This window comes from Pseudomonas sp. AIG (assembly GCF_977020205.1).
In genome coordinates this window covers 24,036-44,932 of the sequence record NZ_CDROCK010000033.1, presented here as the reverse complement: position 1 = coordinate 44,932, position 20,897 = coordinate 24,036, and the positions used below count along the sequence as shown (strand labels likewise).

General features: G+C 50.6%; 19 protein-coding genes. All 19 read left to right on the top strand.

What is annotated here, in order from left to right; genetic code table 11:
• The first annotated feature begins 9 nt into the window (after positions 1–9).
• Entirely contained in the window at positions 10–1,122 is a 1,113-nt protein-coding gene (gene hisC / locus ACWR1S_RS19020; protein WP_454564572.1) for a histidinol-phosphate transaminase, read from the top strand.
• Positions 1,123–1,150: 28 nt separating this feature from the next.
• Positions 1,151–3,358, top strand: coding sequence for a bifunctional prephenate dehydrogenase/3-phosphoshikimate 1-carboxyvinyltransferase (locus tag ACWR1S_RS19015; protein ID WP_454564571.1), 2,208 nt, complete (start codon positions 1,151–1,153; stop codon positions 3,356–3,358).
• Positions 3,355–4,044: a (d)CMP kinase gene (cmk, locus tag ACWR1S_RS19010; protein WP_201237307.1), complete on the top strand. Its 690-nt coding sequence runs from the start codon at positions 3,355–3,357 to the stop codon at positions 4,042–4,044. The genes ACWR1S_RS19015 and cmk overlap by 4 nt, the downstream gene beginning before the upstream one ends.
• A gap of 119 nt (positions 4,045–4,163) precedes the next feature.
• Positions 4,164–5,849 carry a 30S ribosomal protein S1 gene (gene rpsA / locus ACWR1S_RS19005; protein ID WP_454564570.1) on the top strand — a complete coding sequence of 562 codons (1,686 nt, stop codon included), beginning with the start codon at positions 4,164–4,166 and terminating at the stop codon, positions 5,847–5,849.
• Positions 5,850–6,054: 205 nt separating this feature from the next.
• Complete coding sequence (locus tag ACWR1S_RS19000) at positions 6,055–6,333, top strand: hypothetical protein (protein WP_454564569.1); 279 nt, start codon at positions 6,055–6,057, stop codon at positions 6,331–6,333.
• Positions 6,334–6,485: 152 nt separating this feature from the next.
• Positions 6,486–6,782, top strand: a complete 297-nt coding sequence (gene ihfB, locus ACWR1S_RS18995) for an integration host factor subunit beta (protein WP_003189779.1) — start codon at positions 6,486–6,488, stop codon at positions 6,780–6,782.
• A 30-nt stretch (positions 6,783–6,812) separates the two neighbouring features.
• Positions 6,813–7,052 (top strand): lipopolysaccharide assembly protein LapA domain-containing protein, encoded by a 240-nt coding sequence (locus ACWR1S_RS18990; protein WP_454564568.1) that lies wholly within the window; start codon positions 6,813–6,815, stop codon positions 7,050–7,052.
• 221 nt (positions 7,053–7,273) lie between these two features.
• Positions 7,274–8,194, top strand: a complete 921-nt coding sequence (locus tag ACWR1S_RS18985) for a glycosyltransferase (protein ID WP_454564567.1) — start codon at positions 7,274–7,276, stop codon at positions 8,192–8,194.
• Positions 8,195–8,571: 377 nt separating this feature from the next.
• Positions 8,572–9,651 carry a glycosyltransferase family 2 protein gene (locus ACWR1S_RS18980; RefSeq protein ID WP_454564566.1) on the top strand — a complete coding sequence of 360 codons (1,080 nt, stop codon included), beginning with the start codon at positions 8,572–8,574 and terminating at the stop codon, positions 9,649–9,651.
• 4 nt (positions 9,652–9,655) lie between these two features.
• Positions 9,656–10,714 (top strand): dTDP-glucose 4,6-dehydratase, encoded by a 1,059-nt coding sequence (gene rfbB, locus ACWR1S_RS18975; RefSeq protein WP_454564565.1) that lies wholly within the window; start codon positions 9,656–9,658, stop codon positions 10,712–10,714.
• On the top strand, positions 10,711–11,610 hold the full coding sequence (gene rfbD, locus ACWR1S_RS18970; RefSeq protein ID WP_454564564.1) for a dTDP-4-dehydrorhamnose reductase: 900 nt from the start codon (positions 10,711–10,713) through the stop codon (positions 11,608–11,610). Before rfbB ends, rfbD begins: the two co-directional genes overlap by 4 nt.
• A 2-nt stretch (positions 11,611–11,612) precedes the next feature.
• Positions 11,613–12,494: a glucose-1-phosphate thymidylyltransferase RfbA gene (gene rfbA / locus ACWR1S_RS18965; protein WP_454564591.1), complete on the top strand. Its 882-nt coding sequence runs from the start codon at positions 11,613–11,615 to the stop codon at positions 12,492–12,494.
• Between the two features lie 103 nt (positions 12,495–12,597).
• The gene (locus ACWR1S_RS18960) at positions 12,598–13,725 is read left to right on the top strand and encodes a DegT/DnrJ/EryC1/StrS family aminotransferase (protein ID WP_454564563.1); all 1,128 of its coding nucleotides are present in this window, start codon (positions 12,598–12,600) and stop codon (positions 13,723–13,725) included.
• On the top strand, positions 13,722–14,216 hold the full coding sequence (locus tag ACWR1S_RS18955) for a GNAT family N-acetyltransferase (protein ID WP_454564562.1): 495 nt from the start codon (positions 13,722–13,724) through the stop codon (positions 14,214–14,216). The genes ACWR1S_RS18960 and ACWR1S_RS18955 overlap by 4 nt, the downstream gene beginning before the upstream one ends.
• Positions 14,217–15,014: an ABC transporter permease gene (locus ACWR1S_RS18950; protein WP_454564561.1), complete on the top strand. Its 798-nt coding sequence runs from the start codon at positions 14,217–14,219 to the stop codon at positions 15,012–15,014.
• Entirely contained in the window at positions 15,011–15,760 is a 750-nt protein-coding gene (locus tag ACWR1S_RS18945) for an ABC transporter ATP-binding protein (protein ID WP_454564560.1), read from the top strand. Before ACWR1S_RS18950 ends, ACWR1S_RS18945 begins: the two co-directional genes overlap by 4 nt.
• A gap of 10 nt (positions 15,761–15,770) precedes the next feature.
• Positions 15,771–18,341, top strand: coding sequence for a glycosyltransferase family 2 protein (locus ACWR1S_RS18940; protein ID WP_454564559.1), 2,571 nt, complete (start codon positions 15,771–15,773; stop codon positions 18,339–18,341).
• A 9-nt stretch (positions 18,342–18,350) separates the two neighbouring features.
• A complete protein-coding gene (locus ACWR1S_RS18935) occupies positions 18,351–19,595 on the top strand; it encodes a class I SAM-dependent methyltransferase (protein ID WP_454564558.1) in 1,245 nt (414 codons plus the stop codon).
• Positions 19,585–20,784, top strand: a complete 1,200-nt coding sequence (locus ACWR1S_RS18930; RefSeq protein ID WP_454564557.1) for a hypothetical protein — start codon at positions 19,585–19,587, stop codon at positions 20,782–20,784. Before ACWR1S_RS18935 ends, ACWR1S_RS18930 begins: the two co-directional genes overlap by 11 nt.
• Positions 20,785–20,897: the final 113 nt, after the last annotated feature.

The following is a 20,897-nucleotide window of genomic DNA, read 5'->3' as shown; positions in this document are numbered from 1 at the left end:
CGGTAGCAAATGAGTGGCAACTTCCTCGCTCTGGCACAGCCGGGCGTGCAACAACTTTCGCCGTACGTTCCGGGCAAGCCTGTGGACGAACTGGCGCGCGAGCTGGATCTGGATCCGGCAAAAATCGTCAAACTGGCCAGCAATGAAAACCCGTTGGGTGCCAGCCCGAAAGCCTTGGCGGCAATCCGTGAAGAGTTGGCCGAGCTGACCCGTTATCCGGACGGCAACGGTTTCGCGTTGAAATCACTGCTGGCCGAGCAGTGCCGCGTAGACCTGAATCAGGTCACGTTGGGCAACGGTTCCAACGACATTCTTGAGCTGGTGGCGCGTGCCTATCTGGCGCCGGGTCTGAATGCCGTGTTCAGCGAGCACGCTTTCGCGGTGTATCCGATTGCTACTCAAGCGGTTGGTGCTCAGGCCAAAGTGGTACCGGCCAAGGAATGGGGGCATGACCTGCCGGCGATGCTCGCGGCCATCGATGCCAATACCCGTGTGGTGTTCATTGCCAACCCGAACAACCCGACCGGTACCTGGTTCGGCGCTGAAGCGCTGGATGAGTTCCTGCAGGATGTTCCGGAGCACGTGCTGGTGGTGCTGGACGAGGCGTACATCGAGTACGCCGAAGGCAGTGATCTGCCGGACGGCCTGGACTTCCTCGCCGCTTACCCGAACCTGCTGGTGTCGCGCACTTTCTCCAAGGCTTATGGTCTGGCGGCATTGCGCGTTGGCTACGGCCTGTCGACCCCGGTTGTTGCTGACGTGCTGAACCGCGTTCGCCAGCCGTTCAACGTCAACAGCCTCGCGTTGGCAGCAGCCTGCGCAGCGCTGAAAGACGAGGAGTATCTGGCGCAAAGCCGTCAGCTCAACGAGGCGGGCATGCAGCAGCTGCAGGCCGGTTTCCGTGAGCTGGGTCTGAGCTGGATCGAGTCGAAAGGCAATTTCATCTGCGTCGATCTCGCACAAGTTGCAGCCCCGGTATTCCAGGGTTTGCTGCGCGAAGGTGTGATCGTGCGTCCGGTGGCCAACTACGGCATGCCGAATCACCTGAGAGTGACCATCGGTCTGCCAGCGGAAAACAGCCGTTTCCTCGAAGCGCTGCGCAAGGTTCTGGCTCGTGGGTGATGTCACTGCACTGCAATCTGCTGCACCTATGATCGGTCGCCTTGTGGTGGTCGGTCTGGGGTTGATCGGTGGTTCGTTTGCCAAAGGCTTGCGTGAAAGCGGCATATGCCGCGAAGTGGTCGGGGTCGATCTCGATCCGCAATCGCGCAAGCTCGCGGTCGAATTGGGTGTGGTTGATCGCTGTGAGGATGACCTGGCTGCGGCATGCCAGGGCGCTGACGTGATTCAGCTGGCAGTGCCGATCCTGGCCATGGAAAAAGTGCTCGCGCGGTTGGCGAGCATGGATCTGGGGCAGGCGATTCTGACTGATGTCGGCAGTGCCAAAGGCAATGTGGTGCGCGCAGCCACCGAAGCGTTTGGCGCCATGCCGCCGCGTTTTGTGCCGGGGCATCCGATTGCCGGTTCCGAGCAGAGCGGGGTGGAAGCCTCCAATGCCGAGCTGTTCCGTCGCCATAAAGTGATCCTCACGCCGCTTGAGCAAACCGACCCGGCCGCGTTGGCTGTGGTCGATCGTCTGTGGCGCGAATTGGGTGCCGATGTCGAGCACATGCAGGTCGAGCGTCACGATGAGGTGCTCGCTGCGACCAGTCATTTGCCGCACCTGCTGGCCTTTGGTCTGGTTGATTCGTTGGCCAAGCGCAATGAAAATCTTGAGATCTTCCGTTACGCTGCCGGTGGTTTTCGCGATTTCACAAGAATCGCCGGAAGCGACCCGGTGATGTGGCACGACATCTTCCTCGCCAACCGCGAGGCTGTCCTGCGCACACTCGATACATTTCGCAGCGACCTCGACGCCTTGCGCGACGCGGTCGATGCAGGGGATGGGCACCAATTGTTGGGCGTTTTCACGCGCGCCCGGGTTGCCCGCGAGCATTTCAGTAAAATCCTGGCCCGCAGGGCCTATGTGGACGCTATGAATTCCAACGATCTGATCTTCCTGGCTCAACCTGGTGGCCGCCTGTCCGGTCGGATTCGCGTACCGGGTGACAAATCGATTTCCCACCGCTCGATCATGCTCGGCCCACTGGCCGAAGGCGTCACCGAAGTCGAAGGCTTCCTTGAGGGCGAAGATGCTCTGGCGACCTTGCAGGCATTCCGCGACATGGGCGTGGTCATCGAAGGCCCGCACCACGGCCGCGTGACCATCCACGGTGTTGGCCTGCACGGCCTCAAACCGGCGCCGGGCCCGATCTATCTGGGCAACTCCGGTACCTCGATGCGTCTGCTGTCCGGCCTGTTGGCGGCGCAGAACTTCGACAGCGTTTTGACTGGCGATGCGTCGCTGTCCAAGCGTCCGATGAATCGCGTGGCCAATCCACTGCGTGAGATGGGTGCCGTGATCGAAACTGCTGCCGAAGGCCGTCCGCCGATGACCATTCGTGGCGGGCATAAACTCAAAGGCCTGACTTACACCATGCCGATGGCCAGTGCGCAGGTGAAATCCTGCCTGCTGCTCGCCGGTTTGTACGCTGAAGGTAAAACCACTGTTACTGAACCGGCTCCGACGCGTGACCATACCGAGCGCATGCTGCGCGGTTTCGGCTACCCGGTGAGCGTTGACGGCGCTACGGCTTCGGTTGAGTCCGGCGGCAAACTGACTGCCACTCACATCGAAGTTCCGGGTGACATCTCGTCGTCGGCGTTCTTCCTGGTCGCGGCCTCGATCGCCGAAGGCTCGGAGCTGGTGCTTGAGCACGTCGGCATCAACCCGACCCGCACTGGCGTGATCGACATCCTGCGTCTCATGGGCGCGGACATCACTCTGGAAAATCAGCGTGAAGTCGGCGGCGAGCCTGTGGCTGATCTGCGCGTGCGGGCAGCTAAACTCAAAGGTATCGATATTCCGGAAGAGCTGGTCCCGTTGGCGATCGACGAATTCCCTGTGTTGTTCGTGGCTGCTGCTTGTGCCGAAGGGCGCACCGTGCTGACCGGCGCCGAAGAGCTGCGGGTCAAGGAGTCGGATCGCATCCAGGTCATGGCGGATGGTTTGCTGGCGCTGGGCGTCAAATGCCAGCCGACCCCGGACGGCATCATCATCGACGGCGGCCAGATTGGCGGCGGCGAAGTGCATGGTCACGGCGATCACCGTATCGCCATGGCGTTCAGCGTTGCCTCGTTGCGCGCCACTGCACCGATCCGCATCCATGATTGCGCCAACGTCGCGACGTCGTTCCCCAACTTCCTCGCGCTGTGCGGGCAGGTCGGTATTCGTGTGGCACAAGAGGCTCAGTCGTGAAAAACATTGCACCGGTCATCACCATTGACGGGCCAAGCGGCTCGGGCAAAGGCACCGTAGCCGGGATTCTGGCCAAACGTTTAGGCTGGAATCTGCTGGATTCCGGTGCGCTGTACCGTTTGCTGGCATTTGCTGCGCACAACCATGGTGTTGATCTGACCAATGAAGAGCTGCTGAAGAAACTCGCCGCTCATCTGGATGTTCAGTTCATTGCGGCGACCGACGGTCAGTTGCAACGAATCATTCTGGAAGGCGACGAAGTCAGCGATGTCATCCGCACTGAAAGCGTCGGTTCCGGTGCTTCTCAAGTGGCGGCATTGCCGGCCGTACGCGAGGCGCTGCTGCAGCGCCAGCGGGCTTTCCAGGAAGCGCCGGGCCTTGTCGCGGATGGTCGCGACATGGGTACCGTGGTTTTTCCAGGCGCGCCGCTGAAGATTTTCCTGACCGCCAGTGCCGAGGAGAGAGCGCGCCGTCGATATTTGCAGTTGAAGGGCAAAGTCGAGGGTGTTAGTCTGTCGAGTCTGCTAGATGAGATCCGTGCGCGCGACGAGCGTGACACCCAGCGAGCGGTAGCCCCGCTTAAGCCGGCGGCTGACGCCATACAGCTGGATTCCACGGAGTTGTCCATCGATCAGGTGCTTGAACGCATCATGAGCGAGATCGCCATTCGCGATATCGCCGGGTGACCAAGAATGCCACAGGGGACCAGTCATAGTCCTGCGGCGCTTCTTCTATATGAAACTAACCCACACCGTCTGGGGTGTGGAGATGGGCGTATCCTTCGCCCTCATTTACAGGAATTAAAATGAGCGAAAGCTTTGCGGAACTCTTTGAAGAAAGCCTAAAAACCCTGAACCTTCAGGCAGGCTCCATCATCACCGGTGTTATCGTTGATATCGATTACCAAGCTCGCTGGGTAACCGTTCACGCTGGCCTGAAGTCTGAAGCACTCATCCCGCTTGAGCAGTTCTACAACGACGCTGGCGATCTGACTATCAATGTCGGTGACGAAGTTCACGTTGCTCTGGACTCGGTTGAAGACGGTTTCGGTGAAACCAAGCTGTCCCGTGAAAAAGCCAAGCGCGCTGAGTGCTGGATCGTTCTGGAAGCAGCCTTCGCAGCTGAGGAAGTGGTCAAGGGCGTTATCAACGGTAAGGTTAAAGGCGGCTTCACTGTCGACGTTAACGGCATCCGTGCGTTCCTGCCAGGTTCCCTGGTTGACGTCCGTCCAGTGCGCGACACCACGCACCTGGAAGGCAAAGAGCTGGAATTCAAGGTCATCAAGCTGGACCAGAAGCGCAACAACGTTGTCGTTTCCCGTCGCAGCGTCCTGGAAGCCGAGAACTCCGCCGAGCGTGAAGCTCTGCTGGAATCCCTGCAGGAAGGCCAGCAAGTCAAAGGTATCGTCAAAAACCTCACCGATTACGGCGCATTCGTCGATCTGGGTGGCGTGGACGGCCTGCTGCACATCACCGACATGGCCTGGAAGCGCATCAAACATCCTTCCGAGATCGTCAACGTTGGTGACGAAATCGACGTTAAGGTTCTGAAATACGATCGCGAACGCAACCGTGTTTCCCTGGGCCTGAAGCAACTGGGCGAAGATCCATGGGTTGCTATCAAAGCCCGTTACCCAGAAAGCACTCGCGTTACCGCTCGTGTAACCAACCTGACCGACTACGGCTGCTTCGCTGAGCTGGAAGAAGGCGTTGAAGGTCTGGTACACGTTTCGGAAATGGACTGGACCAACAAGAACATCCACCCTTCGAAAGTCGTACAAGTCGGCGACGAAGTGGAAGTTATGGTTCTGGACATCGACGAAGAGCGTCGTCGTATCTCCCTGGGCATCAAGCAGTGCAAATCTAACCCATGGGAAGATTTCTCTGGCCAGTTCAACAAGGGCGATAAAATCTCCGGCACCATCAAGTCGATCACCGATTTCGGTATCTTCATTGGTCTGGACGGCGGCATCGACGGTCTGGTTCACCTGTCCGACATCTCCTGGAACGAAGTGGGCGAAGAAGCTGTTCGTCGTTTCAAGAAGGGCGACGAGCTGGACACCGTTATCCTGTCGGTTGACCCAGAGCGCGAGCGTATCTCCCTGGGTATCAAGCAACTGGAAAGCGATCCGTTCTCCGAGTACGTCTCGGTTAACGACAAAGGCGCAATCGTTACTGGCACCGTGAAAGAAGTTGACGCCAAAGGCGCCATCATCGTTCTGGCCGACGATATCGAAGCGACTCTGAAAGCCTCCGAAATCAGCCGTGACCGCGTTGAAGACGCGCGTAACGTTCTGAAAGAAGGCCAGGAAGTAGAAGCCAAGATCATCAGCGTTGATCGCAAGAGCCGCGTCATTCAGCTGTCGATCAAATCGAAAGACGATGCTGAAGAGAAAGAAGCTATCCAGAGCCTGAAAGAAACTGCTCCGGAAGACAAAGCCGATACCACTATGGCTGCGCTGCTGAAGCAAGCAATGGCCAAACAGAACTAAGTTCTGCTTGATCATGAAAAAGGGCGACTTCGGTCGCCCTTTTTTGTGCCTGCGATTTGGTGCTCCGTGGCTTGTGTGAGGATTTTGGTGAAACCAATCTAGCTCCTGGGTGGTCTGTTTCTTTAATCGGATCAATCGCCTATTCACGACTAAGCTTGGTCTTAAGTGTGTAGTCGTCGGGCAGTTGCCTGGCATAAGGAAGTGGATGAACAAGTTTATTGTCCTCATGGCTGTCTTGGTTTTGGCTGGCTGTACGACCAGTGCCAAAACCCATGCGGTGCGTGGCGTCAGTGGTATAGAGGTCGATTGCTCCGGGTTGGGCTCTGGCTGGGAGAAATGCCAGAAGCGCGCAGCAAAGGAGTGCAAGGGCGCGGGCTACAAAGTGATCACGCGATCAGATGATGCCAAGGATGATGACGAGTTTCCTTTTGGCTTCAATCCGGCGGGCTACGTGACGCGCACCATGCTGGTGATCTGTCGATAAGCATGCATTGCTCAGTTTGTTGCTTTGATGCCCTGAAAATGGGCGTTTCGGCGCCGATGAAGATATGTCAATCCCTGGGCTGTTCAAAATCTTCCGGGCGTGCTAAAACCTTTCAAGCGCTGATCTAGCTGCTTGAAAAAGAAGGGAAAAATATGACGAAGTCGGAGTTGATCGAACGAATTGTCACCCATCAAGGGCTACTCTCATCCAAGGATGTGGAGCTGGCCATCAAGACCATGCTCGAACAAATGTCCCAGTGCCTCGCCACCGGCGATCGTATCGAGATCCGTGGGTTTGGCAGCTTCTCTCTGCACTACCGTGCGCCTCGTGTTGGCCGCAATCCAAAGACAGGTCAGTCCGTCAGTCTTGACGGTAAATTCGTTCCGCATTTCAAGCCGGGTAAAGAGCTGCGTGATCGGGTGAATGAGGAAGAGGAGGAGGGGGTTTGATCTTCGCTACTTATTATCAGGGAGGCGCAAATGCGTAACCTCAAGCGCGTGCTTCTTGGTATTTTCGTCCTTTTGCTGGTGTTAGTGATTTTGGCTTTTGTGCTGGAGAATCAGCAGTCAGTGTCTTTGTTGTTTCTGGGGTGGTCGATGCCTCAGCTACCGGTCTCGCTAGTCGTGGTCCTAGCGCTGCTGATCGGAATGCTTGTCGGTCCCGTGCTCGGCTGGTTTCTCGGGCGTTTTTCCCGGCGGTCACGTAAGCATATTGTTTGATTGTTACTCTGTGGTAGAGGGCCGCCATGTACAGCGTACCACTGGCTATCTCCAAGGTTCATGGTGTCGTTTAAGAGTTCAAGCATTTCATTTGTAGAGCTGTGCCACTCGATCTAGACGGGCCGTTTTTGGCGGGCTAAGGCAGGCAGGCTGTAGGTCCTCTCGGTTGACTGCAGTTTAATTTTTTTGGTTTCCGAGCTGAACGCTACAAGTGGGATGGCATGAATGTGAAATTACCAAAAGTTGCGGTTTTGCTAGCAGCTTATAATGGAATGCGGTGGATTGAGGATCAGGTGGCTTCGATTCTTGAGCAGTCTGGGGTTGAAGTTACCATATATATCAGTGTGGATACCTCGACAGACGGAACTGAAGACTGGTGTGCGAGGCTTGCAACTAACCTATCTAATGTCATCCTGTTGCCATCCGTAGGGCGATTTGGTGGTGCATCTCGCAATTTCTTTCGATTGATCCGCGATGTTGATGTTGGCAATTTTGAGTTTTTTGCTTTCGCTGATCAGGATGATATCTGGTACCTAGATAAGCTTCAGCGTGCGGTGTCTATGCTTGAGCAGCAGCGGTCTGATGCATACTCCAGTAATGTCACGGCCTTCTGGCTGGATGGTAAGACAAGGTTGCTGGATAAGGCGCAACCCCAAGTTGCATGGGATTATCTGTTCGAAGCGGCTGGCCCGGGTTGTACTTATGTTTTGACCAAGCGATTGTTAGAATCGATTAAGCTGTCAGTACTGACCAATTGGGATGCCTTGCAAGGCGTAAGTCTGCATGATTGGTTTTTCTACGCGTATGCGCGTAGTCATGGATATCGATGGTTCATTGATTCGATACCTTCCATGGATTATCGTCAGCATGATAGTAATCAAGTAGGCGCCAATACCGGATTGCGCTCTTTGGTTGCTCGTTATAAAACCATTAATAATGGCTGGTGGTTTGGTCAAGTGCAGTTAATCGCCCGGGTAGTTGGGAGTGATACTAGTCCCTTTGTATCAAGTTGGTTTACGTTGAGTCGCTCGCAATTGTTTAAGCTTTCTTTTAGTGCGTGGCATTGTCGACGTCGTGTTCGCGATAAAGTGTTATTTTTCATTGTCTGTTGGGTAATGATGTTGGTGATGAGTAAAACCTGATAGTTTGTTCTATCATTGCTGTTGACGATCGGGACCTGTTCTATTTCGCCTCGTGCAGACATCTGTGCAAGTGTGGGCTCTTCTGTTTTAGGGCTTTTCAAAGGGCGCATTGATGGCGCAGGTTTAGCTGCTCGGTAATCGTTTGCGCTTATCGTGCCAGTAGCTCTGTTTTCCTCGCTGATGGCTATATGGTATCCCGGGGATGTCTTTTTCTCGCAGATTACCCGTTTCTTCACCTGGGGAATCCTGCGATGTCATCACGTCTCCATCTTCCGTTTTACATCTCTTGGATACAGCTATGCCTAGCTCGGCGACAGGCTAGAGCCGCCGTGGCTGTCGTCGCTTTTTTGGGTGTGAGGCGCGTCAATTGATGTAGAATGCGCAATCGGGCGGTAAGAGCAAAAGCAAAGATCTGTTGTTTTTTTATTAGTGATGGGCGCCTTCTTGAGGCGACGGTTCGTGCAAAGAGGGATTTTGTGACGGTTTCCAGCCAGTGTTTTGGTACAGATAATGCCGTCCAGGTAGCTGGCGAGCACATTGCGAATGTCGCAATTCTTATGTGTACATACAACGGTGCATCATTTCTTGCTGAGCAACTCGACTCACTTGAACGTCAAACGTATCGCAATTGGACGCTTTATGTTTCCGACGACGGCTCTCAAGACCAAACTCTGGAAATTTTGGAAACATTTCGAACTGAAATGGGGGCGGATCGCGTCCAGGTATCGAAAGGTCCCAAAAGAGGGTTTGTAGCCAATTTCCTGTCCTTGGCCAGTCGAGCTGATATCGAGGCAGATTTTTTTGCCTGGTCGGATCAGGACGATATATGGAAGGATGCAAAGCTCGAGAAGGCGCTTGCTTGGTTACAGGGAGTACCCGATCAGGTCCCGGCTCTCTACTGTGGACGTACAGAGCTGATTGGCGAGTCGGGTGCCTCGTGCGGGTATTCGCCACGTTTTAGTCTTCCTCCCCATTTCTCAAATGCACTGGTTCAGAGTATTGGTGGTGGCAACACCATGGTCTTTAACCGGGCTGCGCGCGACCTGTTGTTAGAGGCGGGTGATCGCGTCGATGTTCCATGCCACGATTGGTGGGCTTACCTTCTTGTTTCCGGAGCGGGTGGCGAGGTTCATTACGATCCTGAGCCTATGCTCCTTTATCGCCAGCATGAGGAAAACCTGATCGGTGGGAACTCAGGTTGGTCTGCGCGCCTCAAGCGTTTGCCACTGATTTTTCAAGGCCTATTCTGCAGGTGGAATGATCAGATCATCAATGCGCTAGAAGCGATGTATCATCGCTTGAGCCCTGAGCATCAGGTGACTCTGACTCGATTCAAAAAAGCACGTACTCAGAAACTCTTTTCAAGAATCCTGGGTTTTCAGCGGGCCGGTATATACCGGCAGACGTTGTTTGGAAACCTGGGGCTTATTCTCGTGGTTCTACTGAAAAAGATCTAAATTTATGACCATCTTAGTCACCGGCGGTGCCGGTTTTATCGGGGCGAACTTTGTACTGGACTGGCTGGCGCAGTCGGATGAACAGGTGATCAACCTGGACAAGCTGACCTATGCCGGGAACCTGGAAAGCCTGGCAAGTCTGGACGGAGATGCGCGGCATGTGTTTGTGCAAGGTGATATCGGTGATAGTGCGCTGGCAACGCGCTTGCTAAACGAGCACCAGCCTCGTGCGATCCTCAATTTCGCCGCTGAATCCCACGTCGATCGGTCAATTCACGGTCCGGAAGATTTCATCGAAACCAATATTGTCGGGACGTTCCGACTATTGGAAGCAGTGCGAGCTTATTGGGGCGGACTCGAGCTGGGTGCAAAAGAGGCGTTCCGCTTCCTGCACGTTTCCACGGATGAGGTTTATGGGTCGCTGGCAAAAGATGATCCTGCGTTCACCGAGACCCATCAGTATGAGCCGAACAGTCCCTATTCGGCGAGCAAGGCTGCAAGTGACCACTTGGTGCGTGCTTACCACCATACCTATGGCTTGCCTGTTCTGACGACCAACTGCTCGAACAACTACGGCCCGTACCATTTTCCGGAAAAGCTTATTCCGTTGATCATCGTCAACGCCCTTGCCGGTAAGTCTTTGCCTGTGTATGGCGACGGCCAGCAAATTCGCGACTGGCTATACGTCAAAGACCACTGCAGTGCTATTCGCCGTGTACTCGAAGCCGGATTGCTCGGAGAGACCTATAACGTAGGCGGCTGGAACGAGAAGCCTAATCTCGACATCGTTCACACTGTTTGCGGTTTGCTCGACGAGTTGCGCCCTCGCAGTGATGGCCAACCTTACCACCAGCAGATCGCTTTTGTTACCGATCGCCCGGGTCACGACCGTCGTTATGCCATTGACGCTCGGAAACTTGAGCGTGAGTTGGGTTGGAAACCAGCGGAAACATTCGAGACCGGTATCCGGAAGACTGTCGAGTGGTATCTCGATAATCAGGTGTGGGTAGGTAATGTCACTAGCGGAGCTTATCGTGATTGGGTAAGCAGGCAGTACACATGAAGAAAATTGTTTTATTTGGAAGTAATGGGCAAGTAGGCTGGGAGTTACAGCGCTCCCTACCTTTGCTTGGGAACGTTGTGGCTAGCGATCGAAGTAAACTTGACCTTGCTGACTTAAATGCTGTGTCGGATTATCTTCGTCAAGAACGCCCCGACGTTATTGTCAATGCGGCTGCCTATAACGCCGTTGAGCTGGCAGAGACCTGCGAAGATGACGCACAGGCAATTAACTTTCATTTGGTGAAAGTGCTGGCTGACTACGCGGCGGAGAATGATGCGTGGCTTGTACATTATTCAACCGATTATGTTTTTAACGGCGCCTCCGAACTTCCATACGGAGAGACTGATTCCCCTGATCCGTTGAATGCATATGGCAGGTCAAAAGCATTGGGCGAGCGTGCAGTTGTCAGTAGTGGCTGCAATCATCTTTTACTTAGAACCAGCTGGGTTTATTCCACGCGGGGGCGCAATTTTGCAAAAACAATTTTGAACCTCGCGGCATCCAAGTCAGAATTCTCGGTCGTGGATGATCAAGCCGGTGCGCCGACGAGTGCTTCGCTCGTTGCGGATACTACCGTGCTTTGCCTATATCGAATTCTGAATGGTACGGGGGCCGAGGCTCTTAGTGGTACGTACCATTTGGTTTCTTCGGGCTATGCGAGCTGGTACGAGTACGCCCGCTATTTGGTTTCAGAGGCATTAAATCTAGGAATTCCTCTTAACTGTACAGAGCACGATATACGTGCTGTGAGTGGTTCTGAGTATCCTACGAAAGCAGTCCGGCCGAAAAGCTCAAGACTGGACAATAGTAAAATTCAAAATGCGTTCAATATAAATATTCCAGATTGGAAGACTTATGTAAAAAGAACGCTTTCTGATATGGCTAGGCAGGGATGATTATGTATCGTAAAGGTATAATTCTAGCGGGTGGTTCTGGTACGCGTCTGCATCCAGCAACACTCGCAATATCGAAGCAGTTGCTTCCGGTTTTTGATAAGCCGATGATTTATTATCCTCTCAGCACATTAATGCTGGCAGGGATCAGAGATATATTGATTATCTCCACGCCACAGGATACCCCACGCTTCGAGCAGCTTTTGGGGGACGGTGCCAAGTGGGGAATCAATCTAAGTTATGCGGTTCAGCCGTCACCGGATGGCTTAGCCCAGGCATTTATTATTGGCGAGGAATTTCTCGACGGTAATGCGTGTGCTTTGGTGCTGGGCGACAACATCTATCATGGCCACGACTTCCAGGAACTTTTGGCAAATGCCATGCAGCGTGACGGCGGTGCAAGTGTCTTTGCATATCACGTGAATGACCCTGAGCGCTATGGCGTGGTTGAGTTTGACAAGTCGGGCAAAGCAATCAGTCTGGAGGAAAAACCGGCAGAGCCTAAATCCAGCTATGCCGTGACCGGCCTTTATTTTTACGATGCAAACGTCGTCGAAATTGCCAAAAGTATTAAACCCTCTGAGCGTGGCGAGTTGGAAATCACGGATGTGAACCGTGTCTATCTGGAGCGTAACGAGCTCTCTGTTGAAATCATGGGAAGGGGTTATGCCTGGCTGGATACAGGGACTCATGAGTCTCTGCTAGAGGCGAGTCATTTCATTGCAACCCTGGAAAACCGACAAGGCCTTAAGGTCGCATGCCCTGAAGAGTTGGCATGGCGAAAAGGATGGATATCGGACGAGCAGTTGCTCGCGTTAGCCATGCCATTAATCAAAAACGGCTACGGAAAGTACCTCAAGCGCCTCTTGGAACACGAGAGTCATTGACTTTGTACGCAGTTGGCCAGTTTAACGTCGGGCCTTTCTGCAAAAAAGATGTAATTGGATAAAAATTTAAACCGCACAGCACTTGTGATTCGAGGCTAAATACATGTCAATTCAACTGTTTGTACCTAAATTTCGTGTCGACGAATGCCTTGAAGGTATTCGTGAATGTCTTGAGAAAGGCTGGACTGGGTTAGGTTTTAAAACTGTTGAGATGGAAGAAGCATGGAAGTCCTATACCGGACTGCCGCACGCGCATTTTCTTTCGTCGAACACCGTAGGTCTGGAACTGGCTTTCCGCTTGCTCAAGACAAAAAATGGATGGGGCGATGATGCAGAAGTCATTACGACTCCACTGACTTTCGTATCGACCAACCACGCCATTCTCTGCGCAGGCCTGACACCAGTATTCGCAGATGTTGACGAGTCGCTGTGTCTGGACCCTGCCAGCGTAGAGCAGCGCATCACCGACAAGACCAAGGCGCTGATTTTCGTAGGTATTGGTGGCAACGTCGGTCAATACTCGAAAATCCTGGAAATCTGCAAAGCACGTAACATTGCTTTGATTCTAGACGCTGCCCACATGTCGGGTACTCGCATCAATGGGCGTCATGTATGCCCAGAAGCGGACGTAGTGGTGTTCAGCTTCCAGGCGGTAAAAAACCTGGCAACAGCCGATTCGGGCATGATCTGCTTCAAAAATGCTGAAGATGACGAGCGCGTGCGCAAGATGAGCTGGTTGGGTATCAACAAGGATACTTACGCTCGTACTGCCGCTCAGGGCGCGTACAAGTGGATGTACGATGTTGAAGAAGTCGGCTTCAAATACCACGGCAACTCGATCATGGCTGTCATGGGCCTGGTTGCGTTGAAGTACCTGGATCGTGATAACGCTTACCGTCGCCAGCTCGCCAAGTGGTATCGCGAAAACCTGGAAGGTAACGATAAAGTACGCTTTATTGAAATTAATCCAGAATGTGAGTCGTCGACTCACCTTGTGCAAATTCGTGTCAAAAACCGTGAAGAGCTGATGCTGGCCCTCAATGAGCACCAGGTATACCCAGGCGTACATTACCGTGATAACACGGAGTATCGTATGTATGCGCATGGTAATGGCACCTGCCCTAAGGCAGCATTGGCATCCCAGGAAATTATCTCGCTCCCGGTACACATGGGCCTCAGTAAGGCCGATGTAGACACCGTATCTCAATTGGTAGCCAAGTACGCAAAATGAAACCTACCCTCCACTCAACATCTGATGAAGTCGTCGAGATCCGTCTACTGGAGGTGGCTGATTTACAGTCGACCCTGGACTGGCGAAACCGAGACGAAAACCGCCGGTGGTTTATTAACTCAAACATCATTGAATGGGACAATCACGTAAAGTGGTTCGAGTCCTATTCAAAAAAGTCTGATGATTTTGTGTTCGTCATCGCGGCAGATGGTGAGTTGGTTGGGCAATGCGCTGTTTATGGCGTGGATCTGCAGAGAAAGCGCGCCGAAGTCGGACGCTTTCTTGCAGCGCCAGACAACGCGGGTAAAGGTTATATCAAGCGAGGCTGCCAACTGTTGATTGAAACGTGTTGGCAGCAGCTTGCGCTTGAGAGTGTATTTCTAGAAGTTCTGGAAGAAAACGTCCGGGCGATTAAGTTATACGAAAAGCTGGGCTTCAACGAAGTTTCCCGTAACGGTAAATTAATAGTGCTTGAGCTAAATAGGCTTTAGATGATCAGTCAGAATAGTTTTTTACCCAATGCATTAAAGTCGCTTCTTGAGTGGCGTGTGTGGTTGTTTATGGGGCTTCAGGATATCAAGGCCCGCTTTCGCCGCTCGGCGATAGGTCCTTTTTGGATACTTATAAACCTCGCGATGATGGTTTTGGGCGCGGGTATGGTTTATGGAGTTCTCCTTAAACAACCTATGGCGGAATTTCTTCCTTACCTCACATGTGGTTTAATAATTTGGGGCTTTCTGGTTGCCTCCTTTGTAGAAGGCGGTTACGCATTTATAAGTTCGGAAGGCTATATCAAGCAGTTCTCCTTTCCGAAACAAATTTATCTATTTCGAGTGCTGGTCACCTTATTTGCGGTAATGTTGATCGGGGTTGTGGCCTTAATCGGTACGTTGTTGTTTTTTGATCGCTTTAACCCAATGGGATGGTTGTACGCTTTGCCAGGTCTTGGGATACTTTTAGTAGCAGGGTTGGGGCACATTACTCTGAGTGCATATCTCTCTGCTCGTTTCAGAGATTTGCCGCATGCATTGACCGGTATTTTTCAGGTTCTGTTTTTTATTACACCTGTCTTGTTTCCTGTCGCTATGCTTAAAGACCGAGGTTTTGATTTTGTCTATAAGTACAATCCATTGTACTACTTGGTAGACGTCATAAGATTTCCAATTTTGGAGGGGACGTTTGCAGTCAAGCAGGACTACATGTTTTGTGCTGCTTATCTAACGCTTCTATGGGTTGTCTGCATAGTCCTTGGTTCTAAAATGGATAAGAAACTGGTTTATATGCTATGAGCGATATTTCAATAGTTTTGCGAGATGCAAGTGTCGTCTTTACTGGCCAGACTGATCTTCTAGGTCGGGTAAAAAATAAGATACTGCGTCGGCCGGCGACTACTAATACAAAAGAGTACAAAATCAACGCGCTTTCCAATATTAATCTCTCTATTGAAAAAGGAGAGCGCGTCGGCTTGATTGGTCTGAATGGTGCTGGCAAAAGTACGCTGCTGAAAGTAATGGCTCGCATTTACCCTACCACTACAGGGGTTGCTCAAACACAGGGCCATGTATGCCCAATGTTTGAGTTCGCGACAGGTTTTGAGATGAACCAGTCCGGTTGGGACAATATAAAAATCCGCGCGTTGCTGTTGGGGCTTAAGCCAAAAGAAATCAACGCAAAAATGCAAGAAATTGCTGAATTTTCGGAGCTGGGTGAGTTTTTGAACTACCCGGTGCGCACTTACTCCGCGGGTATGTTCATTCGTTTGGCATTCTCCGTTTCTACGGCGATTAACCCCGAAGTTCTCCTGCTTGATGAGGTTATGGGGGCGGGTGATATTAACTTTGCTCACAAAGCTCAAGAACGCATGAAAAAATTCATGACTCAGGGCAAGATTTTGGTTTTCTCGAGCCACTCTCCAGATTTGGTCAGTGACTTTTGCGAACGCACCATCTGGTTGGAAAAAGGAAAGCTTCGCATGGATGGAAAAACTGACCAAGTACTGAAAGCTTACTCCGAAAATTACTCGACAACTGCCTAGGGTTTCGCACATGAAAGTTAAAGATCTCATTCGCGAAACCCAATGGCTGCCAGGAAGCTCCTACGGTGACAGTAAACCGATTATTTCGGTTTTGTTACCCACATTTCGGCGAGCAAAAAGTGGAAAGTTTCGTAAGGCAATAGAATCAGTATTGAGTCAGACATTGGCTGAACTCGAGTTGATTATTGTTGACGACGCTAGTACCGATGGCAGTGCTGATATTATAGCGGAATTTATGGCGAAGGACGGGCGGGTTAGTTGCCTTCGTCACCCTGAAAATATCGGGTTACCTGCGATTTCTGAATATGAAGCATATTCGAAGTCTCGTGGGAGCTATATTGCCTTCGCGTTTGATGACGATATTTTCTTTCCTGACGCATTGCGAGAGCTTTACGCCCACGCTCAGATGACTCCTGATCAAGTTGTTTATGGATCGGTTGCTATGAGGGTCAACGAGTTAGGATCAGGCGAGGATAAAGTTGAGCATTTAGGTGCCAGCTTGTCGACTAATAATATTAATTGCTGGAATTTCATTGCCAATAACGCCGTATTGGTACCTCGATTTATTTTTGACGACATAGGCCTGTACGATCCGCACATTCTCATGACTCGCGTATGTGATTGGGATCTATGGAGAAGGATTGCAAGAAAGTATATTCTCCGTTATGTAGATGTAAGTGTTGGAGAAGTGGGGGGGCCCGCAACGGATGATAGTCTGGGTAAAACTTATGCGTTAGACAGTTGGGCGTCGGAAGAACGAATCAAACAGGAGCGTAATGTTTCACTACGCCCAGAAAATATCGGCGAATATGATATTTTTAGTTTGCCGGAGTTTACGTCGTACTGCACAGCTGTCACTGCGAGAGAAATGGCAGTTGCTCATGCACGTACTAGAAAACGTATAAGTGTCGAAAGTTCACAACTAAATTCGAATGACAGCCGGAAAATTTTGGTGCTTTCGTGTCATTACGATGCGAGCACAACTGTAACCTTCGACTACTTGCCGGAGCATTGGAAGAGCCGAATTCGGATTATTCGTCCATGGAACTGGCCAATCGCAGAAATCGCACATGCGAGTTGTTTAATAGTTGTTCGACAGTTGGAACCATTTTCAGAGTGGGTCGAAGCTGCAAAGAAGATGCAGATTCCCTGCTATTATTTTATCGATGATAATCTTACTCTTCTTCAGGAAGATAAAGAGGTTATTGGTTTTGAAGATGTCAGTAAGCCGACATTACGACGCAAGCTTAGTGATTATTCGGGCGTATTGACGAGCACTCGGACCCTTCAGGATTATTTTGAAGAGCATTTGCTACACTCTAACGTAATGCTGTTTCCACCAGCGTTTTGCGATCTTAAGATAGTTGCCAGTGAACGTGCAGTAGAACTCGATAGTTTGGTTATCGCCTTCGCGGGAGGGGGGCATCGGCTTTCTGCGCTCAAGGATGTCGTAATGCCGGCGCTTCTCAAGTACGTTGAGTCGGGTAGAAGAATTAAATTGGTTGTCGGCGGCGCTAGTCCGGCACTAGCTGAAGAATTTAAACAGCACGATCGAATGGAGTTGGTGGCAATACCGCATGAGCTTAATTGGGAGTCCGCACTTTTGCAGATTGCCAAACACAGTCCGGATATACTGGTTCATGCGCCAAGTAGTTCTTCGAATAATATATATAAAACAATGAACGTTGCAAAGTCTGCTGATGTTGTTGGTGCAGCGCTCGTGGTTCCTGATTATTTTCCGTATTCCCAGGTGAAAGATCTCGGCATCGGCTATGTCGTGTCTTCACCGTTTAGCGCGCGCTCTTGGTCAGAGATGTTGGAAAGTTTGGATGAGTCGACCATTTCCAAATTCAAAGAAAACAATAGAAAGTTCTGTGCGGAGTTTTTTTCTGGTTCGACCAGTTGTCAGGTTTTGGATTCGATATCCAAGGGGGCGGCATTCAACGGTTTCACTACTGTCGAGAGCAGGTTGAAACTTCTTGCTCGAAATCAATGTGTGGGCGTTCCTATTGCGAGTAATGACTCGATAAAAAGCCCGCAGAAGTTGATTGCCAGCCTTGAAGAACTGGCTAGATGGAGGCACGGAGCTTCGGTCTCCAAACGTTTGGGGTTTATGGCTCGCAAACACGATTTGTGGGCGAGCCTGATGCCGGAATTCCGTCGTTTGAAAGAGTTTTCTCTTTCCGCTAAAAATGGTGGCACGGATATCATTCTTGAAATGTCCAAGTCATTACATGATGTTCCATATCTGGAGTATGCAATTAATGCTTCAGCAAACATCAGGTCCATTTTACTCGCCTTTGCTACTGACGGGCTTCAAGATGGACTCATTGGTATCGAGTTGGTTGGTCCGTCCGGTGAAATTATCCTCAATAAATTCATACCGCTCAACTCCGTAGATCTATCGTTGCCGGTTGAGTTTTCTGTGGATTATGTCAGTGTTGGTTCATTGACTGACTATAAGCTTCGTGTTTTTGCACGGGCTTCTCATCCAGTTTATATGTTTGAGCTGGTTAAATATCGTTATGCGGGTTTGAAGCGTCTGCCTGTATATCCATTCGTGGAAATATCGACTGTATAGGTATTGCCGATGAAGTTAGATGTAGGCTGTGGGCCAAAATGCCTTCCGGGATTTGTCGGTGTCGACAGATTCCCGCTGCCGGGTGTTCAAGTGGTAGCGGATCTTGATAAACCGTTGCCTTTTGAAGACGACTCTATTGAGCTTGTGCACGCGGCTCATAGTTTGGAACACGTCTCAGATCTGATGTTTACAATGAGGGAGCTTTATCGCGTATGTAAGCATAAAGCTCAGATTTGTATTGTCGTGCCTTATTACGAGCAAAAGCTCAACTTGGCAAATCCTTATCATCTTCAAGTGTTTAACGAGCATACACCAAGATTTTGGTCGAGTTGCTCTTGGGCGCCTATAGATAAAAAAGAGTACTACCATCCTCACGCAGTCACGTGGGGGCTGTCGCAATCCGACAATTCGAATCCCGGATTGGAAATTCGACTGTTGCGGATGGAGTTTTTTTATTTTCCAAGATTCAGCAAGATGGATCCTTCATGTCGAATAGAACTGCGTCAACATTTGACTGATGTTTGCCATCAGATTGCATATCATCTGGTTGTTTGGAAGGAGGATAATGAAGCTGATTACGTCGCTTTGACTGAAAATCTGGGTAGCTATCCATTTTTGGATACTCCAGCGTTGCAGAAATCCAGGGTTGATACCGAGGCACATGAAGAGGAGAAATTCTCTACTGTTTCCTATGCTGAGAATGTTTTAGGTGAGAGGCTGAAAGAGCAACGAGACTATGTTGCTGAATGTGAGCGCAAGTTACTTAGAAACGAAAAGTTGATTGGGTTGCTGATGTCTGGGCCTGATTTATCTGATTCGGATTTAAAGCGTTTTGACGAGTATCTCATCGCTAACTTTTCTTCCCATGAGCCGAGAGATTATCGAATTGGTAGAGACATACCAAGTGACGGATATGTTGAGTATCAGGTAGGCGGTACTGGCGAGTGCAACTCTGTTTCTGTATGTGTGTATTTGTCTGCAGACACTCAGGACGCGCAACTGGGCGTCGAACTGGTGGGCAAAGATAATAATGTTTTATGGAATTCGTTAGAAATGCTTTCCGGAGTCAGTATCGTTGGAGTGGTGGATTTTTCTATTGGTAAGAAATTCAAGCAGGAAGATATTGCCTTTATCCGTTTTTTTGGGCGAAATTTGAGTGTTGGTGTCAAGGTCCTGGAGTGTTCAGTTGCATCCCGTTGGCCCTTGCGTGCTACTAAATTAGTTCCATACGTATGTTTTTCCAATGAAGATTGACGCTGATTTCAGTATTGATGTTCTACTGATTGTCGAAGCGGATATCGCGACAACTCAGTTAACCGAACAGCTACTATCCGAATGCTCCAACCTAGGCGTTAGATATAAGAAGGTCTATCTTACTGAACTTGATGAACAGGTTCTCTCGAGTAATGCACTGCCTTTATTCGTGAGAACGGTGGATCCGGTTGCTATCTCATGGATGCAGTGCCTAAGACGCAGTAATATTCCTTATTTCTATTATATTGACGATAATTTCTGGTTGATAGACGGCGATACGCCTCTTGCAAAATACTATCAGCATCCGATTATCCGACGATCGCTAAAATTCGCAGTTGAAAAAGCAAATGTTGTAATTACTAATTCAGTTGCACTTAGGGAATTTATACTTCCGAAAAATCGTAATACGGTACTTCTCCCCGCTTTTTTTGACTTCTCATTACTGCGATCTGATGATATCGAGGCAACCTCCGAGTATCGGATCGGTTTTGCGGGAAGCCCATCACGTGATGCCGATTTGGAGGTGCTCAAGGATGTCATTCCATATTTTCTTGCGAAAAGGAGTGACGTGGTTTTTGAGTTTGTCGGCTGTCTTCCGAAGTGGTTGGAGCAATGTTCCAGGGTAAGGTTTTTTGGGCATATGAGCAGCTATGCTGAGTATATTGCGTTTCAGGAGCAGCGGGGTTGGAAAATCGGTTTGGCGCCTCTGGGGGACAAAACATCCAACAGGTATAAAACAAACAACAAGTACCGGGAATATTCCGCATTTCGTTGTGCAGGAATATATACTGACTCTGAAAGCTACGTTGATTCGGTCGTAGATGGAGTTACCGGCTTGCTAATAAATGACAATGTCGCCGAATGTTGGATAGCTGCGATCAAGCTTTATTTGGATGATGATCAGCAAAGGCTGGCTATTGCTGATCGGGCGTACAACGACGTGCATAGCAGATTTGATATCGTTGTTGTTGCAGCTCAATGGGCTACTCTTTTTCAGCAGGGTGCACGACTCTTGAGCAATAGTAAAACATTGCCTATTCATAGTTCTTTCTGGGATAGATTTGTCAGAAGCTTGACGCATTATTGGTTGTTGGTTGAGATCTCCATGTATGAGGGTGGCATAAAACTCACCCTTTCCCGTGCCCTCAAAAAGATATTTCGGGGTTTTACTCCGAACAAAAAGCTTTAATTGTTGGTGGAATATCCCGTCAGGATTAATGGAGCGCGTCTACATCACAAGTAGTCTTCGCTTCGTTTGATGCTGCACAGTTCATCATGGTCGCACGCACACAGTATGATGTT

Coding starts and splice junctions, on each gene's coding strand:
- ACWR1S_RS18960 (WP_454564563.1), top strand. CDS start 12,598: ATGTCAATTCAACTGTTTGTACCTAAATTTCGTGTCGACGAATGCCTT.
- ACWR1S_RS18950 (WP_454564561.1), top strand. CDS start 14,217: ATGATCAGTCAGAATAGTTTTTTACCCAATGCATTAAAGTCGCTTCTT.
- ACWR1S_RS18945 (WP_454564560.1), top strand. CDS start 15,011: ATGAGCGATATTTCAATAGTTTTGCGAGATGCAAGTGTCGTCTTTACT.
- ACWR1S_RS18990 (WP_454564568.1), top strand. CDS start 6,813: ATGCGTAACCTCAAGCGCGTGCTTCTTGGTATTTTCGTCCTTTTGCTG.
- rfbB (WP_454564565.1), top strand. CDS start 9,656: ATGACCATCTTAGTCACCGGCGGTGCCGGTTTTATCGGGGCGAACTTT.
- rpsA (WP_454564570.1), top strand. CDS start 4,164: ATGAGCGAAAGCTTTGCGGAACTCTTTGAAGAAAGCCTAAAAACCCTG.
- ACWR1S_RS19000 (WP_454564569.1), top strand. CDS start 6,055: ATGAACAAGTTTATTGTCCTCATGGCTGTCTTGGTTTTGGCTGGCTGT.
- ACWR1S_RS18935 (WP_454564558.1), top strand. CDS start 18,351: ATGAAGTTAGATGTAGGCTGTGGGCCAAAATGCCTTCCGGGATTTGTC.
- rfbD (WP_454564564.1), top strand. CDS start 10,711: ATGAAGAAAATTGTTTTATTTGGAAGTAATGGGCAAGTAGGCTGGGAG.
- rfbA (WP_454564591.1), top strand. CDS start 11,613: ATGTATCGTAAAGGTATAATTCTAGCGGGTGGTTCTGGTACGCGTCTG.
- ACWR1S_RS19015 (WP_454564571.1), top strand. CDS start 1,151: ATGATCGGTCGCCTTGTGGTGGTCGGTCTGGGGTTGATCGGTGGTTCG.
- ACWR1S_RS18980 (WP_454564566.1), top strand. CDS start 8,572: ATGCGCAATCGGGCGGTAAGAGCAAAAGCAAAGATCTGTTGTTTTTTT.
- ACWR1S_RS18955 (WP_454564562.1), top strand. CDS start 13,722: ATGAAACCTACCCTCCACTCAACATCTGATGAAGTCGTCGAGATCCGT.
- ihfB (WP_003189779.1), top strand. CDS start 6,486: ATGACGAAGTCGGAGTTGATCGAACGAATTGTCACCCATCAAGGGCTA.
- ACWR1S_RS18930 (WP_454564557.1), top strand. CDS start 19,585: ATGAAGATTGACGCTGATTTCAGTATTGATGTTCTACTGATTGTCGAA.
- ACWR1S_RS18985 (WP_454564567.1), top strand. CDS start 7,274: ATGAATGTGAAATTACCAAAAGTTGCGGTTTTGCTAGCAGCTTATAAT.
- hisC (WP_454564572.1), top strand. CDS start 10: ATGAGTGGCAACTTCCTCGCTCTGGCACAGCCGGGCGTGCAACAACTT.
- ACWR1S_RS18940 (WP_454564559.1), top strand. CDS start 15,771: ATGAAAGTTAAAGATCTCATTCGCGAAACCCAATGGCTGCCAGGAAGC.